Source organism: Acidovorax sp. 99 (genome assembly GCF_003096455.1).
Taxonomy (GTDB): domain Bacteria; phylum Pseudomonadota; class Gammaproteobacteria; order Burkholderiales; family Burkholderiaceae_C; genus Acidovorax; species Acidovorax delafieldii.
This window is the reverse complement of record NZ_QEKU01000001.1, coordinates 2,597,294-2,614,060: the sequence shown is the minus strand read 5'-3', so window position 1 is coordinate 2,614,060 and position 16,767 is coordinate 2,597,294. Positions and strand designations below refer to the sequence as shown.

Annotated in this window: 12 protein-coding genes; 3 read left to right on the top strand and 9 right to left on the bottom strand. The window is 68.0% G+C overall.

Annotation, left to right across the window (positions count from 1 at the left end; all coding sequences use genetic code 11):
* Positions 1-106 precede the first annotated feature (106 nt).
* From C8C95_RS12290 to C8C95_RS12265, 6 genes are all read right to left on the bottom strand, one after another.
* The gene (locus C8C95_RS12290; RefSeq protein WP_116748763.1) at positions 107-1,042 is read right to left on the bottom strand and encodes an exopolyphosphatase; all 936 of its coding nucleotides are present in this window, start codon (positions 1,040-1,042) and stop codon (positions 107-109) included.
* Between the two features lie 103 nt (positions 1,043-1,145).
* On the bottom strand, positions 1,146-2,450 hold the full coding sequence (locus tag C8C95_RS12285) for a GPI inositol-deacylase (protein ID WP_243415688.1): 1,305 nt from the start codon (positions 2,448-2,450) through the stop codon (positions 1,146-1,148).
* A gap of 45 nt (positions 2,451-2,495) precedes the next feature.
* Positions 2,496-3,611 carry a pseudouridine synthase gene (locus C8C95_RS12280; RefSeq protein ID WP_243415687.1) on the bottom strand — a complete coding sequence of 372 codons (1,116 nt, stop codon included), beginning with the start codon at positions 3,609-3,611 and terminating at the stop codon, positions 2,496-2,498.
* Positions 3,612-3,674: 63 nt separating this feature from the next.
* The gene (locus C8C95_RS12275) at positions 3,675-6,011 is read right to left on the bottom strand and encodes an EAL domain-containing protein (RefSeq protein ID WP_116748762.1); all 2,337 of its coding nucleotides are present in this window, start codon (positions 6,009-6,011) and stop codon (positions 3,675-3,677) included.
* Positions 6,008-6,616 carry a methylamine utilization protein gene (locus C8C95_RS12270; RefSeq protein WP_116750263.1) on the bottom strand — a complete coding sequence of 203 codons (609 nt, stop codon included), beginning with the start codon at positions 6,614-6,616 and terminating at the stop codon, positions 6,008-6,010. Before C8C95_RS12270 ends, C8C95_RS12275 begins: the two co-directional genes overlap by 4 nt.
* Positions 6,617-6,675: 59 nt before the next feature.
* On the bottom strand, positions 6,676-7,569 hold the full coding sequence (locus tag C8C95_RS12265) for a DUF4394 domain-containing protein (protein WP_116748761.1): 894 nt from the start codon (positions 7,567-7,569) through the stop codon (positions 6,676-6,678).
* A 406-nt stretch (positions 7,570-7,975) separates the two neighbouring features.
* On the opposite strand from C8C95_RS12265, the gene C8C95_RS12260 reads away from it, so the two are divergent.
* Positions 7,976-9,691, top strand: a complete 1,716-nt coding sequence (locus C8C95_RS12260; RefSeq protein WP_116748760.1) for a methyl-accepting chemotaxis protein — start codon at positions 7,976-7,978, stop codon at positions 9,689-9,691.
* 98 nt (positions 9,692-9,789) lie between these two features.
* Here C8C95_RS12260 and C8C95_RS12255 read toward each other — a convergent pair whose 3' ends face one another.
* Positions 9,790-10,515 carry a Crp/Fnr family transcriptional regulator gene (locus C8C95_RS12255; RefSeq protein ID WP_056059696.1) on the bottom strand — a complete coding sequence of 242 codons (726 nt, stop codon included), beginning with the start codon at positions 10,513-10,515 and terminating at the stop codon, positions 9,790-9,792.
* Between the two features lie 165 nt (positions 10,516-10,680).
* Here C8C95_RS12255 and C8C95_RS12250 point away from each other — a divergent pair, with 165 nt between their 5' ends.
* A complete protein-coding gene (locus C8C95_RS12250; RefSeq protein WP_116748759.1) occupies positions 10,681-11,892 on the top strand; it encodes an ABC transporter substrate-binding protein in 1,212 nt (403 codons plus the stop codon).
* 134 nt (positions 11,893-12,026) lie between these two features.
* Here the strand turns inward: C8C95_RS12250 and C8C95_RS12245 are convergent, their stop codons facing one another.
* Positions 12,027-12,860, bottom strand: coding sequence for a general secretion pathway protein GspB (locus C8C95_RS12245; protein WP_116748758.1), 834 nt, complete (start codon positions 12,858-12,860; stop codon positions 12,027-12,029).
* A gap of 5 nt (positions 12,861-12,865) precedes the next feature.
* A complete protein-coding gene (locus C8C95_RS12240) occupies positions 12,866-14,608 on the bottom strand; it encodes an AAA family ATPase (RefSeq protein ID WP_116748757.1) in 1,743 nt (580 codons plus the stop codon).
* 181 nt (positions 14,609-14,789) lie between these two features.
* On the opposite strand from C8C95_RS12240, the gene C8C95_RS12235 reads away from it, so the two are divergent.
* A complete protein-coding gene (locus C8C95_RS12235; RefSeq protein ID WP_056745640.1) occupies positions 14,790-16,736 on the top strand; it encodes an AMP-binding protein in 1,947 nt (648 codons plus the stop codon).
* Positions 16,737-16,767 lie beyond the last annotated feature (31 nt).

Here is a 16,767-nt window from a genome sequence, read left to right as displayed (position 1 = left end):
ACAAAAAATCACGCCTGCCGAACCAGCAGGCGTGATGTAGGGGCGTGCGCCCGTTTTTCAAGGGCCAGGCATGGCGATCGTTGACCGCCCGGCCGGGCCTCTGTGCTCAGCCGTCGGTGGTGATGCGCTCGATCAGCGTCTTGAGCATGGTGTCGGCCTTGTCGTTGGCCACCTGGCAGGTGCCCGCCGCCGCGTGGCCGCCGCCGCCAAACTCCAGCATCAGGTTACCCACGTGGGTCTTGCTGCTGCGGTCCAGAATGGACTTGCCGGTGGCAAACACCGTGTTCTGCTTCTGCAGGCCCCACATCACGTGGATGGAGATGTTGCACTGTGGAAACAACGCATAGATCATGAACCGGTTGGTGGCCCAGATGGTTTCCTCGTCGCGCAGGTCCAGCACCACCAGATTGCCGATGCGAATGGCACAGCTTTGCAGCTGGGCCTGGGCCTTGGGGGCGTGCTCGCGGTACAGATTGACGCGCTCTTGCACATCGGGCAGCGCCAGGATCTCGTCGATGGTGTGGTCGCGGCAATACTGGATCAGGTCCATCATCAGCGCATAGTTGCTGATGCGGAACTCCCGAAAACGCCCCAGGCCCGTGCGCGAGTCCATGAGGTAGTTCAGCAGCACCCAGCCTTGGGGGTTGAGGATGTCCTCGCGCGAGTACTGGGCCGAGTCGGCCTGGTCCACGGCGGCCATCATCTCGTCGGTGATGCGGGGGAAGGCCGCCTTGCCACCGTAGTAGTTGTAAACCACGCGCGCTGCCGAGGGGGCGTGGGCCTCGATGATGTGGTTCTCGTCGCGGCGGCCCGAATTGCGGATGGTTTCGGACTCGTGGTGGTCGAACACCAGGTGCGCACCCGGCACATAGGGCAGGTTGGTGGTGATGTCACGGCTGGTGATGGGCACCTTGCCGTCCTGCATGTCCTTGGGGTGGACGAAGGTAATCTCGTCGATCAGGTTCAGCTCATTGAGCAGCACCGCGCAGACCAGGCCGTCAAAGTCACTGCGGGTCACCAGGCGGTATTTCGCATCACTCACTCAATTCTCCTTGTTATGTGGCGCACCGCGACATGGTAGCCGCGCCCGGGCCCCTGGCAAGCACCGCTTGCGTCAAAAAGCTGGCCGTCCAGATACTCTTGGATCAATGGTCCTGCATCCAGTCCTGCAATTGCCGGGCCACGCCCGCGTCTGCGAGCAGATCCAGGTGGCCCAGGCGGTAGAACACCGCCTGCCGGGCCTTGGCAAACCCCAGCGTCCTGGCAGGATCATCGTGGATGCCCAGCGCGCTGTGCAAGGGCACCAACCCGTCCCCCACCAGCCGCTCGCCCACCGGGCTGCGCCGCGCAGCCAGGGTGGCCGCCACTGCGTGGCATGCCACTCCGGCAGGCAGCGGCACCGGGGTGCGCTGGTCGGGGCTTTTGCGAAAGCGGTCCCGCCCCAGCCAGTCGGACTCCAGCACATGGCCGTAGCGCAGGTCGGTAATGCCCGCGCTGCGCAGCTGGGCCAGGCGCGCAAACGGGCGCGAATAGGCATTGCTGCCCAGCAGCACGTCCACCCAGTGCCCCGCACGCTCCAAAGGGGCGCCGTGGTGCGGAGTGCCCAGAAAGACCAGGTGGCGCAGCAGGGGCAGCCACCCGCTGGCACTCGCTGGTGCCTGGGCCGCCTGGTGGCAGGCGCTGCGCGCCACCAGCCCGCCCATGCTGTGGGCCAGGATGGACAGCTCCGTCACCGGCACGGGCCACGAAGCCACCAGAGATGTGAGCAGGGCCGACAGCTCGGCCCCGTTGGTGGATATGTGCTGGCCCGTGTTGTAGCGCGGGTACACGGGGGTGTAGCCCAGGGCCTCGGCCAGATGGACGCCATGGTCATGGCCGTGGCGCAGCCACTGCAGGTCGTTCATGCACAGGCCATGCACCAGCACCAGCAGCTTGCCCGTGGCGGCGCCCGGGGCAGCCAGCGCCTGCAGGTTGAGCGGCCGCCCCTGCTGGTACCAGCCCATGGGCGTGCACAGCGGGTTGCCGTCGCGCTGCAGGCGGTCGCCCATCACACCGTTGAGTGCAGCAATGACCGCCTCGCGCTCCCAGTGCACCTCGTCGGCCGACGAGGTCGGGGCAAAAAACGGCTCCAGCCGTGCCAGGCCGGCCTGCAGGCCCGTATCCACCAGCTGCGTCACCCCCCGGATGCTTTGGTACACCAGCCCGGTCAGTCCCCGCGTGCGACCCGGCTCGGCACCACCTGGCAGCCCCAGCGTGCCCAGCACCGACTGGTGCACCCCCTCGGCCACCCGGCTGATGCCGGTAGTGGCCTGCGCGGCCAGGCGCGCCACAGCGCGCAGGTCGGAGGCTCGCAACTGGCGCAGCGGGTTGGCCGTCGCCGCCTTGGCGCCGTCGTCCGCAGGGGTGGAAGCAGCAGGCTTGCGTGGCCGAGGTGCGGAAGGAAGGGGCATGAGAGGGGCTCCGTTCAGAAAATATTCGCAAGGAGCCCGGGGCTCTCAGAACCGCTCGTTGGGCGACAGGTAACGCCACTGGCCCACGGGCAGGTTGCCCAGGGTCACGCGGCCGATGCGGATACGCTTGAGGCCCACCACCTTGAGCCCCACCAGCTCGCACATGCGGCGGATCTGGCGCTTTTTGCCCTCGGTGAGCACAAAACGCAGTTGCTCGGGGTTCTGCCAATCGACCTTGGCGGGCTTGAGCGGCTCGCCGTCCAGGCTCAGGCCGTGGCGCAGGCGCTCCAGCAGCTCTTTGGGAAACACCGCCTGCACATTGGTGCTGACGGGGTCACGCTCGTTGATTTCCTGCAGTGGCGCGGAGCGCTCCCCGGGGTGATGGGGCGCCGCCTGGCCCGGGGCCTGGTAGACCACGCGCACCAGGTACTCCTTTTCCATCACGGAGTCCTCGCCAATGATCTGCCGGGCCACGCGGCCGTCCTGCGTCAGCACCAAAAGGCCCACCGAGTCGATATCGAGCCGCCCGCAGGGCGCCAGGCCCCGCAGCTGGGGCGGGGAGAAGCGGTTGCGGCTGGGGTCCTCGCGCCAGTGGGTGCGGGGGTTGATCAGCGCCACGGCAGGCGTATGGCCGTCTTCGGCCTGGCCGCTCACATAGCCGATAGGTTTGTTCAGCAGGATGGTGACGCGCTGCTCCTGGAAACCCTGGGCAATCTTGTCCACCTCGATGCGGTCGGCCGCCGTGACCTGCTGGCCCATGGTGGCCACCACGCCATTGACCTTGACCCATCCCTGCTCCACCCAGTCGTCGGCCTCGCGGCGCGAGCACAGGCCCAGCTCGGCCATGCGCTTGTTCAGGCGCGAGGTGGGCAGGCCGCCCACGGTGCCCGTCGCTGGCGCAGGCACCTGGCGCACCGGCGCCACAAAAGCGCCCGAGGCCACGCGGTAGTTGGAGGGTGCAGGGGCGCGGGACGGCCGTGGGGCCCGGGGCGGCGGAGCGGGCCGTGCAGAAGCAGGCCGAGCAGGGGCGGGCTTGGCCGTCAGGGTCGGACGGCGCAGCACGGGCCGACCGGCGGCTGGCGCAGAAGACGATGGGCCGCCAACGTCGGAGGCGGGAGCGGCGGCAGGGCCCGCAGGCGGGCGAGAGGAGGAGGAAGACATTGCGGGTATTTTCGCCTGTGGACTGCTTAGCCCCCAAACGGAGATGCGGCGGCCTGCTGCCAGCTACTCCTGGCGCGCCTGCCAGGCGAGGAAATCATCCACCGGCAGGGGCCGCGCGATGTGGTACCCCTGCGCCTCGTCGCAGGCCAGCGCACGCAGGCGATCCTGGATGGCGGCGGTCTCCACGCCTTCGGCCACCACGGTGAGCCCCAGGTTGTGCGCCAGGTCGATGGTCGAGCGCACGATCATCGCGTCGTCCTCACCCGTTTCCATGCCCATCACAAACGATTTATCAATCTTGAGTTCATCGACCGGCAGGCGCTTGAGGTAGGCCAGCGACGAATAGCCCGTGCCGAAATCGTCGATGGACAGCTTGAAGCCCTGCTCCGACAGGCGGTTGAGCATGGCCTCGGCGCGCTGCGGATCGTCCATGATCGCGCTTTCGGTGATCTCCAGGCAGAAGGCACTGGCCGCCACGCCGTGGCGCGCCAGGATCTCAGCGAGCCGGTGGCTCAGCTCGGGGTCGAGAAGGTCGCGGGTGGAGAGGTTGACCGACACCCTGAGCGGCAGGCCTTGCGTGCGCGGGTCGGCCAGCAGGCGCGCGACTTCTTCAAACATCCACAGCGTGAGGTGGCGCACAAACCCGGTCTGCTCGGCAAACGGGATGAACTGCATGGGCGGCACCAGCCCGCGCTGCGGGTGCTGCCAGCGCACCAGCGCCTCGGCCGCCAGGCCCGGCTGCCCGTGCAAGGGCACCTTGGGCTGCAGGTACAGGCGCAACTCATGGTGCTCCACGGCGTGGCGCAGCTCGGTCAGCAGCGACAGGGTCTGCGCACTGGACGAATCAAACGCTGCGTCGTACTGCAGGGCTCCGCTGAGCTTGCGCTTAGCGGCATACATGGCGATTTCAGAGCGGCTGAGCAGCGTGTCGGCGTCACCCGCATTGCCCGGCCAGCAGGCAAAACCAATGCCTGCGCTCAGGTCCACCGTCTGGTCCTCAAAGGCCAGCGGTTGCTCGAACGACTGGTTGATGCGCTGGGCAATCTCGTGTGCCGCAGCGGCATCGGCGCGCTGCAGCAGGATGGCGAACTCATTGCCCCCCAGGCGCGCCACCATGTCATCGGGCGAACGCACCTGCTGGCTCAGACGCTCGGCCACGGCCTGCAGCAGGCGGTCGCCAAAGGCGTAGCCCAGCACGTCGTTGACATGCTTGAAGCGGTCCAGGTCCAGCGTGAGCACGGCCAGCGGCTGCGCAGGATCGGCACTTGCGGCGATGGCCTGCACCACGGCGTCACGAAAGCGCTCCCGGTTGGGCAGGCCCGTCAGGCGGTCCCAGTAGGCGAGGCGGCGGATTTCGGTTTGCTGCGCGCCGATGTCCACGCGCATGTGGTCGAACGAACGCGCCAGGTTGCCGATCTCGTCCGTGCGGTCGGTGTGCTCCAGCGGAACATCGTATTCACCGCGTGAGAGCCGCTGCGTGGCCGCCAGCAGCGAGCGCAGGGGCGTGGTGAGCCGTTGCGCCACCAGGCCCGTGCCTGCCGCAAACAGCAGCACACCCGCCACGGTGATGATGGCCAGCAACACCTGCAGCTGGCGATAAGGCGCCACCACCTCGTCCACCGAACGCAGCAGCAGCGAGTGCACCTCCCCCCCCACGCTGTCGAGCTTGCTGGAGCGCGCGAGCAAGGTGCCCTCGGCTGTCTGCAGCTCGCCTGCCGCGCCACCGGTGCTCAGCAGCAAGGCCCGCGCATCTGCGGGCAAGGTGCTGACCGACAGGGTCATCGCCCCCTCCGGGGACTTGATCATCAGGGCGACATGCACCGACAAGAGCTGCCGCATTTCGTCGGCACGCGACTGGTCGATGCGAAAACCCATCAACACCCAGCCAATGACCACCGGCGCACGCATGGGCACCATCACGAACTGGTAGGGCACGCCATCCATCACCGCGATCTGGCTGCCCTGGGGCTGCTGCGCCAGGCGCGGCACTACCTGCCGCAGCGTGGCCGGGAATTGCTCCATGCTGTCGGACAGGCTGACCGCGCGCAGCTCCAGGTCCGTTCCCAGCAGCGCAGTCACGGCTGCGCCGATGCGGCTGCCATGGTTCTCAAGCACCGACTGGATGGTTTCCTCGTCCCCCGAGTTGACCGCCGAGCGAAAGCCATAGTCAGCCGCGAGCAGGGCCGATCCCTGGCGCAGCTGCTCGGCATTCTGGTCGAGCAGGCGGCGCCAGATGTTTTCGTCCAGGTCCAGGGCCCGCGCAATCTGGGCGCGGGCATTGCGGTCGATAGAGGCCCGCACCACGGCAAACCCTGCCGCCTGCACGATGAGCAGCAGCAGCAGCGACAACCCCACCAACCGCAGGATCAGGCTGCGCCGGGCCAGGCGCAGCCGCTTCAAGGTTGCAACCCCGTCATGCGCACCGACGCCGTGGCGGAGCCTGTAGCAGGCACGTTCAGCGCCTGCTCCAGGGCTGGCGCACCCACTGGCAGGCGGGTGTGCCAGGTGCGCAGCGTGTAGGTGCCGGGCGGCACATTGTCAAGCTGCGCCTTGCCCGTGGCGGCGGGGGTACGGGCGTAGTACGGCGTGTCCACCACCAGCACCCAGCCCACCATCTGGTCATGGATGTTGCAGCCCAGGGCCACCACGCCGGCCTTGTCAAACAGCACCGGGTTGGATGGCGTGCCGCTGTAGAGCTTGAGTTCGAACTTCTTGGCCGGCGAGAAGGAGTACACATGGTGCCGCACCGAGTCGCGGTTGGGGAACAGCACCTCGGTGCCCACCGGCACCACCAGCAGGCCGGGCACAAACTGCCGTTTCTCCTGCGCCATCTCCACACCGGTCAGCGGTTTGACCTGCTTGCGCGCCTCGGCCGAGTCCAGGAACACCACCGCATCGGCCACAGGCTTGCCCGCAGCGTCGGACACATCCACCTGCACGGTGCCTGCCTGCGCGCCGCCGGCCACCAACGCCAGCGCAGCGAGTGCCGCTGACGAGGTACGCATGGCGTGACGCAAGGCCTGGTGCACCGCGCGCGGCCGCAGCGTCGGCAGGCCGTCCGGCCTCATGGTTCGATCGCCAGGCCCACCAGGGGCGCGCCATCGCCCACCAGGCCCAGGGGGCGGGTGGCGCCGGTTGCCAGGTCCACCTGGTGCAGCCGGGTCTGGGTATCGGCGGCGGTGCGCACGGCGATGAGGGCGGTGTTGCCCACGTCGGCGATGTCAAAACTCACGTCCGTGAGCGGCCCCAGCCCCAGCGGGCCCACGGTGCGCAGCTGCCCGGCATTGGGCGACACCACGGGCTGGGTGCCCTCGCGCGAGCCCTGCATCACCAGCACGCCCAGCGCACGGTCGATGGCGTAGTTGGTGGTGATCTTGCTGTCGTTGGGGTTGTAGGTGTAGGCGGCACCGGCAATGTCGGGCCTGCGGCGGGCGTTGACGTCGCCCCAGGCGTAGCGCAGGCTGGGGTCGGGCTGCACCCCTTCCACCGCAGTGTCGCCATCGACCACCGCCCCGGTGTCGGGGTGCAGACGCAGGTTCTGGCCGGTGTTGGACACCACCCGGATACGGTCGGCTGCCGGGTTGAAATCAAAGCCGAAGACTGCGCCTTGCAGCGCCAGCGCGGCGGGCGCGGGGCCCACCGGGCGCAGCGCACCGGTGGGGATGTCGAGCGTGTACAGGCGGCCCGCTTGCGACAGCGCATAGAGCACGCCCTTGGCCACGCGGAAGTCGATGCCCACCAGCCGCTCGCCAGGCGCCAGGCCCGTCACCGGGCGCCGCTCCAGGATGCGGTCAGGCTGCGCTGCCTGGAAGGTGATGAGTTCCTGCGAGGCCGTCACCGCCACCAGGGTTTCGCGCAAACCGGTGTCGGGCCGGGGCGCTGCACAGCCGGCCAGCACGGCCAAGGCCGCTGCGGCAACGGCCGCACGCAGCGTGGAGGAGGGAAAAAACGGATGCATGAAAGGCCTCGCAAGTGTTACAGGTTTATACCTGATCGGTAGCGCCCGTGGCGTGGGCAAGGGCAAACCCCAAGCCCCACATTCACTTTGTTTTTGATAGCAACACAGATATTAATTACCGGCGCCTGCGATGGTTTTTTCGAATAATTTCAGCGCCACCTTCTGTTGCACTTTGGCGCCATTGCACCAGGGTCGTACGGCGAGGTATTTGTAACAAACACGGCTATGCAGATCGGGCATGGGACCATCCTCAACGCTCATGACACATTTTGTTGTTATTGCCTACACTGCACCGACTCCAGCGCCCGTTCAACGGACGCGCGGCGGCCGGTGGGCACCGTTATTGCTTTGCGCAAAGGCCCTCGTTTGATCACGCTTTGATCCTTTTCGATACCCAAGGACCCCCATGCCGGCTGCTTCCACCTTCAAATCCCTGTCGATTTCCAGCCGGCTCAGCCTGGGGTTCGGCTGCATGCTGGTGCTCCTGGTGGCAGTGGCGGCAGTGGGCCAGCTGTCCGTGGGCAAAGTGCACGATCAGATGACGCAGATCACCGGCGTGGGTGCCAACAAAGCCAAGCTGGTCAACGGCATGCTGGAAAGCGTGAGCGCCATCGGCATCCAGAGCCGCTCCGCCGCCATGCTCAACGACATCGACCCCAAGCAGGCGCGCGAGCAGATCGGGGCCGTGGGCAAGACGCTCAAGGAATACGCCACGCAAGAAGCCGCTTTGACGCAGCTGCTCACCCCTGCCACGGCCACCCCCGCAGAACTCAAGCTGCTGACCGAGGTGCAGGCCCTGGGCGGCAAGACCCGCCCCGAACTGGACAGCGCCATCAAGGCCGCTGACGACGGCGACACCGTGAGCGCCACGCTGGCGCTGATGACCCGCGTGGCCCCCGCAGAAACCGCCTGGCGCGCCAAGCTGCGCGAACTGATCGAGCTGCAAAACACCTTGAATGCCGAGGCCACGGTCTCAGCAGAGCAAACCCAGAGCAGTGCCCGCGTGGTGGGTGGGCTGCTGGTGCTGCTGGCCATCGGGCTGGGCGCGCTGATTGCCTGGCGCATAACGGCCAGCATCACCGCCCCCATTGGCCGCGCAGTCGTGGTGGCAGAGCGCATTGCACGTGGCGACCTCACCTCGCAGGTCGAAGTGCGCATCCACGACGAAACCGGCCGCCTGCTCGAAGCCATTGCCGCCATGCAGGAGCGCCTGCGCACCCTGGTGGGCGAAATCGGCCAGACCGCCGACTCCATCCTGGTGGCCAGCTCGGAAGTGGCTTCGGGCAACCTGGACCTGAGCCAGCGCACCGAACAGACCTCGCACAACCTGCAGGGCGCCGCGACAGCGCTGGTGGACCTGACCGGCACGGTGTCGCAAAGCGCCGACTCGGCCCGCCAGGCCAACCAGCTCGCGTCCACCGCGTCCGATGCGGCCACACGCGGCGGCGAAGTGGTGGGCCAGGTGGTGCGCACCATGGACACCATCAGCGCCAGCTCGCGCAAGATCGCCGACATCATCAGCGTGATCGATGGCATCGCGTTCCAGACCAACATCCTCGCGCTGAACGCGGCGGTGGAAGCCGCCCGTGCGGGCGAGCAGGGCCGCGGCTTTGCGGTGGTGGCGGGCGAGGTGCGCAACCTGGCGGGGCGCTCGGCCCAGGCCGCGCGCGAAATCAAGGCGCTGATCGGAACCAGCGTGGACCAGGTGCAAGAGGGCAGCACGCTCGTCAACCACGCCGGCAAGACGATTGAAGAACTGGTGCAGTCGGTGCGCCGCGTCTCCGACATCATGGGCGAGATCACGGCGGCCACGCAGGAGCAAAGCCAGCGCATCGGGCATGTGAGCCAGTCGGTGGGTGCGCTGGAAGAAATGACCCAGCAGAATGCCGCCCTGGTGGAGGAAGGCGCAGCCGCTGCCGACAGCCTCAAGGACCAGGCCGGACGCCTGACACAGATGGTGGGTACCTTCCGCCTGACGCGCGACGGCGGCGACGAAAACAGCTGGGGCACGGCCAGCGCCTCCGCATCGCCCACCGCAGTGCCAGCGCCCACGCGCACGGCAGCCCCGCGCCACCTGGCCTCAGCCGCATCATCCCGCGCTCCCGCACTGCCACGTAGCTGACGGGACTTTCAATCGGGCGCACTCCACGCCAGGGTCGCCAAGCAAGGACCGCCCTGCAGCGAGGGCATCGCCCCCTCAGGGGGAAGGCGCACAGCGCCTCAGGGGGGAGTCACACTCGATCGCAGCGCCGCCAGGTCCAGCACCCGCAGGCCGCCGTACTCCACCCGGATCGCCCCTTGCGCCTCCAGCGCCGCCAGCGCCTCGTTCACCCGCTGGCGCGACAGCCCCACCAGATAGGCCAGCTCTTGCTGCGTGATGCGCAGCACCTCGCCCACGCCCGGGTACAGCACGGGGTTGAACAGCGACGCCAGGCTGCGCGCCACACGCACATCGGGATTGTTCAGGCGGTCGATCTCGCGGGCTGCAATGAACTGGCCCAAGCGCTCGTTGAGCTGGTTCATCACAAAGCGGTTGAAGCCGATGGAGTGGTCCAGCAGCCAGTGAAAGCTGTCAATCGGCAGCCCGGCCACCACGCTCTTGCGCAGGGCCTGGATGTTGTAGCGGTAGGGCTCGCGCTTGATGGTGGTGCCCTCGCCAAACCAGCCGCCGGGCGGCAGGCCCGCATAGGTCATGGTCTGGCCCTGGGCGTTGTCGGTGCTCATCTTGAGCAGGCCCTCCACCACCCCAAACCAGTAGGTCACCGGGCGCCCCACGCGGCACACATAGTCGCCCGCCTTGGCGTCCCCCACCAGCAACGAGGCCACGGCGCGCTCTCGCTCGGCGGGCAGCAGCAAGTCGAGCCACGGAATACCGTCAAGCTCCTGCGGCGTGGGCGAACGGCGCCGCTGGTGCAGCGACAGGTCCTGGTGGGTGCGTGGGTCCATGGCGCAAAGGTTCTCACGAAAAAGGGCGCCCGCAGCCGCCCCGGCATGCGGGAATACCACGATCCCAATTGTCGCCAGACCGACAAAAAAATGCCAATCGTGACGGGATGATGTCGCCTCGCGCCCCGCCCGTACAGGGCCGGAGCCCCCGAGGAGACAAGCACCATGACCCAACACCCTTCCATCACCGCACGCACCGTCCCACCCGCGCCCACCGCGCCGCGCCCCCTGGCCCGCCGCCAGGTGCTGGCCGCCGCAGCCGCCACCGCAGCGGCCGTCGGCCTGCCCGGGCTGGGCTGGAGCGGCGCGGCCCGCGCGCAGGAGGGCGCAATCAAGATTGCGCAATCCACCGCCCTCACCGGCCCGCTGGGCGACCTGGGCTCGGCCATGCACCAGGGCGCCAAGGCCGCATTTGCGGGCATCAACGCGCGCGGCGGCGTGCATGGCAAGGCCATCGAACTCGTCACGCAGGATGACACCTACGACGTGCCCAAGGCACTGGCCAATGTGGAGCAGTTTCTGGCCGACCCTGGGTACTTTGCGCTGTTCAACTGCATGGGCACGCCCATGATCGACGCCATGCTGCCCAAGGTGATCGAGAGCGGCATCCCGTTTTTTGCACCCTTCACCGGCGCACAGCTCAGCCGCACCAAGAACGCCCGCAACGTGTTCAACATCCGCGCCAGCTACGCCGACGAGGCCGAGAAGCTGGTGCAGCACCTGTCCACCATCGGCATCCAGCGCATTGGCATCGTCTACCAGAACAACTCGTTCGGCAAAGAGGTGTTCAACGCCGCCAAGCAGTCGATGGACCGGCTCAAGCTGCCTGAGGCCGTCACGGTGACCGTGGAGAACAATGCCTCGGACGCGGGCAGCGCCGCAGCCAAACTGGCGGGCGGCAACCTGGAGGCCATCGTGATTGGCCTGGCGGGCAAGCCCACGCTGGAGTTTGTGAAGGCGTTCCGCGCGCTCAAGCGGGGCGTGACGCTGTACGCGCTGTCGGTCATGGGCACCCCGGCGACCGTCAAGGCCCTGGGCGCGGACGCCACGGGCATGGCGATTTCGCAGGTGGTGCCCCTGCCCTCCAACGTGGTGATGCCCGTGGTGCGCGAATTCCAGTCCGCCTGGAAGGCCTCGGGCGCCACGGCCGAGCCCTCGCACCTGGCGCTGGAGGGCTACATCAACGCCCGCGTGTTTGCCGAGGCCCTGCAGCGCGCAGGCCGCAACCCCACGCGAGCGGCCTTCATCGACGCCACCTGGAACCTGAAAAAGTGGGACCTGGGCGGGTTCGAGATCAGCGCCAGCACGCCGGACCGCAACGCCTCGCGCTTTGTGGAGCTCACGCTGGTGGGGCGCGACGGGCGGTTCTTGCGATAGCCCTGGGTCCCGCCAGTTCTGCGCTGATGTGAGCGGCGCAGGTGGCGCAGCGGACGCCAACACAATTGCTATCAATTAAATAGCTATCGGCGCATATTGCACTAGCGCTACTGGCCGATTTTGCCCAAATACTGCTATTGCGAAGCCAATCCGTACCGGTAGCCCTTGAACGACCAGATGGTGCGGCCGGGCTCGATCTTCTCCAGCAGCAGGCCCGGCCCGGCCGGGTCGCCCTCGTGCAGCACCTGGCCGTTGACGATGGCCATGCGGTACACCGGGTTGCTGGAATAGGTGACCCCAGAAATCTTGAGCGACGGCAGCTGTGCCCGCACAGCCTCGGGCAGATCGCCCTGGGCAAACACGGTGCCCGTAGCCGCCGGTGCTGCTGAAGGAGCTGGACTGGCCGCAGCCATGTCGGGTACACGCGGCGCTGGGGCCGCAGGCACACGCTCACGGGGGGCAAGCTCTGCAGGGCGTGACCGTTCGGAGTCTGTGGCGGGGGAGCGCGGCGCGACCGGGCTGCTGGACACCGGCGCAGGCCGTTCCCGCTGCGGTGCCGCCGCGCGGGGCGCGGCTGCCGGAGGGGGCGTCACCGCCGCCACCACCGCAGGGGCCGCTTCGGGGGCAGCCGGCAGAGCTGCGGGCGCTGTGGGCGCTGCGGGCGCTGCGGGCGGCGCCGTGGACGCTACCGCCGGCATGGACGGCGCCACAGCGGCGGATGTGGCGGGCGCGGCAGCAACAACGACGGCGCCCGCAGGCACCGGCCGCTGCATAAACCACCAGGTACCACCGGCCGCCACAGCAGCCACAACCACCACCGCCACGGCCACCAGCACCGGGCTGATGGCCGATCGCCCTGCCACCGGCACGGCACCGGGGACAGGCACCGCCGGGGTATGGATGCCGGGCACAGCGCCACGGCCGCGCTCAGCTTCTGCGCGCCGCAGCGCATCAAGGATGTAAGACACTGGGTTCAGCCTCCGGTGCGCAAGCGCGGTTCGCTCACGCCGTTGACACGGTTGAGCAGCATGAGGGTCAAGGGGCCCGCCCGGCCGTCCGGGGTCACCCCCTGGGCGAGCTGGAAGCGCTGGATGCGGGACTGGCGCTGGGCCGGCGTGGTCGCGCGGCCGGCTGCAGGTACGGCAGCCCGCGTGCCCCCTGCTGCAGCCGTGGCCAGTTGCTGGTCCAGCCAGGCGGCGCCAGCGGGGGTCTCCGCCAGGTCGCCTTTGTCGGGCATGTCGGGCGGCGTGCGCCACAGCGTGGCGATGTCGCCGCGCCACACCTGGGCCAGCTCGGCCACGGGCACACGCACCGTGCGGCCCCCGCCTTCCAGCGTGGCCGTGTCGCCGTCCAGGCGGCGCAGCACGGCCGACACCGCCACGTCGCCCTCTTCGGACGGGAACAGCGTGAGCAGCACCGGGCGATCGATCTGCCGCACCAGGTTCAGGCCGGCGCGGCGGTTGCGATAACAGCGCAAGCCGTCGCGGGGCAATGCGGCGCAGGCGTCGGCACCATCGGCCACACTGGCACCCCAGGCCGAGGCCAGCGCCTGCCAGGCGGCGGTGTCGCTGGCGGGCAGTGCGGCCACAAACTGCTGCAGGTCCGACATGGCCACCGGCGCTGCCCCGCGCGGGGCCGAAGCCCCTGACGCAGGGGCTGCGGGCGTTACCCCCGCTGTGCTGGCAGCGCCGCTCGGTGGCGCGCTGGCAGATGTTTTGCTGGCCATGGCGCCCGCAGGCACGGCGGATGTCACGGCGCCTTGCCGAGACCATTGCGGCCAAGTTCCCAGTGCCCAGCCGCCCGCCACCAGGGCTGCACCGGCCACCACGCCCAGGCCCGCAACCGCCCAGCGCGGCCACAGGCCCCGGGCGCTGCGCGCCGCAGCGGCCGACGCTGGCGCATCAAACACCTCAGCCGCCGCGCGCTGGACGATGCGGGCGCTGACCTCGCGCACCCCGGCGGCATAGGCTCCCAGCAGCGCCCGGTCGCACAGCAGGTTGATGCGCCGGGGAATGCCGCGCGACAGCGTGTGCACCCGCCGGATGGCGCTGCGGCTGAAGGGCAGCGGCCCTTGCAGGCCCGCCACGGCCAGGCGGTGGGCAATGTATTGCTGGGTCTCCTGCGCGCTCAGCGCATCGAGGTGAAAACGCGCAATCACCCGCTGGGCCAGTTGCTCCAAGGCCGGGCTGGCGACCATGGTGCGCAGCTCTGGCTGGCCGATCAGGATGATCTGCAGCAGCTTGCGCTCGCTGGTTTCCAGGTTGGTCAACAGGCGCAGCTGCTCCAGCACGTCGGCCGACAGGTTCTGCGCCTCGTCGATGATCAGCACGGTGTTGCGCCCGGCGCCGTGCGCCGCCAGCAGCGAGGCATTGAGCGGGTCGATGTAGTCCTTGACCGTCTCCACGCCTGCCACCGAGGGCCGGTGGGGCACGCCAAACTCGTCGCAGATGGAGCGCAGCAGCTCGCCCACGGTGAGCTTGGGGTTGAAGATGTAGGCCACATTGCAGTGCGGCGGGATCTGCTCCAGAAAGCAGCGGCACACCGTGGTCTTGCCCGCACCCACCTCGCCGGTCAGCAGCACAAAACCGCCGCCGGCGTCCAGGCCATACAGCAGGTGCGCCAGCGCCTCGCGGTGCCGCTCGCTCATGAACAGGTAGCGGGGGTCGGGGGCGATGGAGAACGGCGGGTGCTGAAGGCCGAAGAACGGGGCGTACATGCCCCGGAGGATACCGCTCGCCCGTGGGCAGGGTTTTACCCACCCGGGAGTTACCCCTAAATTGTCGTCGGCAAGACAAGATGACGTCAAAGTGGGTCCTAGCATTCCCCCATCGCGCAATCACAAGCTTGCGCGCCCGGCAGTCACCGGGCTGACACCTTCTCACTTTCAGGAACCTGCAATGTTGACCACGTTCCCGCAACTGCTGCTCAAGCATGCCGCCGAGCGCCCCAATGCCCCGGCCCTGCGCGAAAAAGAATATGGCATCTGGCAAACCCACAGCTGGGCCGACCTGGTGCGCCTGGTGGAACAGGTAGCGGCCGGCCTGCACCTGGCGGGCCTGAAGCGCCATGAACATATGGTGGTGGTGGGCGCGAATCGCCCCCGCCTGTACGCCACCATGCTGGCCGCCCAGTCGCTGGGCGCCATCCCCGTGCCGCTGTACCAGGACGCGGTGGCCGCCGAATGCATCTTCCCGCTCAACAACGCCGAGGTGCGCTTTTGCCTGGTGGAAGACCAGGAGCAGGTGGACAAGCTGCTCGAAATCCGCGAGCAATGCCCACAGATCTCCAACATCTTCTTTGACGACCCCCGCGGCCTGCGCAATTACGCAGAGCCCGGACTGGCATCGCTGGATGCCCTGATCGAGTCCGGCAAGGCCTTTGCAGCAAAGAACCCCGGCTGGTTCAAGGCCGAGGTGGCCAAGGCCCAGCCCGGCGACGTGGCTGCAATGTTCTTCACCTCCGGCACCACGGGCAACCCCAAGGGCGTGGTCCACACCCACAGCACGCTGCTGGACCGCGCCAGCGCGGGCGCCGAGTTCGACAAGCTCACCAGCAGCGAAGAAGTGCTGGCCTACCTGCCACCCGCCTGGATCGGCCAGAACATCTTCAGCTATGCCCAGTGGCTGGCCTGCGGCTACGTGGTCAACTGCCCCGAGTCGGCCAGCACGGTGACCATCGATCTGAAGGAAGTGGGCCCCACCTACTACTTTGCGCCACCGCGCATCTTTGAAGGTCTGCTCACCAGCGTGATGATCCGCATGGAAGACGCGGGCGCCTTGAAGCGCAAGATGTTCGAGGCCTGCATGCGCGTCGCCAAACGCGTGGGCCCGGCCCTGATGGACGGCGAGCCCGTGGGGACGCTGGACCGCATCAAGTACGCGCTGGGCAACGTGCTGGTGTACGGCCCGCTGCGCAACAACCTGGGTTTCAGCCGCGTGCGCGTGGCCTACACGGCGGGTGAGGCCATTGGCCCTGACCTGTTCACCTTCTACCGCTCCATCGGCATCAACTTGAAGCAGCTGTACGGCTCCACCGAAACCGCCGTGTTCGTGTGCCTGCAGCCCGACAACCAGGCGCGCGCCGACACGGTGGGCGTGCCGATTCGCGGTGTGGAAATCAAGGTGGCCGACAACGGCGAGATCCTGGTCAAGTCGGCCGGGCTGCTCAAGGAGTACTACAAGAACCCGGCCGCCACGGCCGAGGTGCTGACGGCCGACGGCTGGTACCACACCAGCGACGCAGGCTTTCTGGATGCGCATGGCCACCTCAAGATCATCGACCGCGTCAAGGACGTGGGCCGCATCATGGGCGGCGCCAACGACGGCGCCATGTTTGCGCCCAAGTACGTGGAGAACAAGCTCAAGTTCTTCCCGCACATCAAGGAAGTGGTGGCCCTGGGCGACAAGCGCGAGAAGGTCTGCGTGATGGTCAACATCGACTTCGACGCCGTGGGCAACTGGGCCGAGCGCCGCAACCTGCCCTACGCTGGCTACACCGACCTGGCCCAAAAACCCGAGGTGTACGAACTGATCCGCGAGTGCATCGAGAAGGTCAACGCCGACCTGGCCACCGACACCATGCTGGCTGGCAGCCAGGTGAGCCGATTCCTGGTGCTGCACAAGGAGCTGGACGCCGACGACGGCGAACTCACCCGCACCAACAAGGTCCGCCGTGGCTTCATTGCCGACAAGTACGGCGTGCTGGTGGATGCGCTGTACGCAGGCCGCACCGAGCAGTACATCGAGACCCAGGTCAAGTTCGAGGACGGCCGCACCGGCAGCGTGAGCGCCACGCTCAAGCTGTCGGACACGAAGACATTTGCGCCTGTGAAGAGTGCCGCATGAAGCCCGCGCTCTACCCGCTGGAGAAGCCCCC

Excerpts from the sequence above, each read along its gene's own strand:
- C8C95_RS12285 (WP_243415688.1), bottom strand. The coding sequence starts at position 2,450 with ATGCCCCTTCCTTCCGCACCTCGGCCACGCAAGCCTGCTGCTTCCACC.
- C8C95_RS12280 (WP_243415687.1), bottom strand. The coding sequence starts at position 3,611 with ATGTCTTCCTCCTCCTCTCGCCCGCCTGCGGGCCCTGCCGCCGCTCCC.
- C8C95_RS12270 (WP_116750263.1), bottom strand. The coding sequence starts at position 6,616 with ATGCGTACCTCGTCAGCGGCACTCGCTGCGCTGGCGTTGGTGGCCGGC.
- C8C95_RS12265 (WP_116748761.1), bottom strand. The coding sequence starts at position 7,569 with ATGCATCCGTTTTTTCCCTCCTCCACGCTGCGTGCGGCCGTTGCCGCA.
- C8C95_RS12260 (WP_116748760.1), top strand. The coding sequence starts at position 7,976 with ATGCCGGCTGCTTCCACCTTCAAATCCCTGTCGATTTCCAGCCGGCTC.
- C8C95_RS12255 (WP_056059696.1), bottom strand. The coding sequence starts at position 10,515 with ATGGACCCACGCACCCACCAGGACCTGTCGCTGCACCAGCGGCGCCGT.
- C8C95_RS12250 (WP_116748759.1), top strand. The coding sequence starts at position 10,681 with ATGACCCAACACCCTTCCATCACCGCACGCACCGTCCCACCCGCGCCC.
- C8C95_RS12240 (WP_116748757.1), bottom strand. The coding sequence starts at position 14,608 with ATGTACGCCCCGTTCTTCGGCCTTCAGCACCCGCCGTTCTCCATCGCC.
- C8C95_RS12235 (WP_056745640.1), top strand. The coding sequence starts at position 14,790 with ATGTTGACCACGTTCCCGCAACTGCTGCTCAAGCATGCCGCCGAGCGC.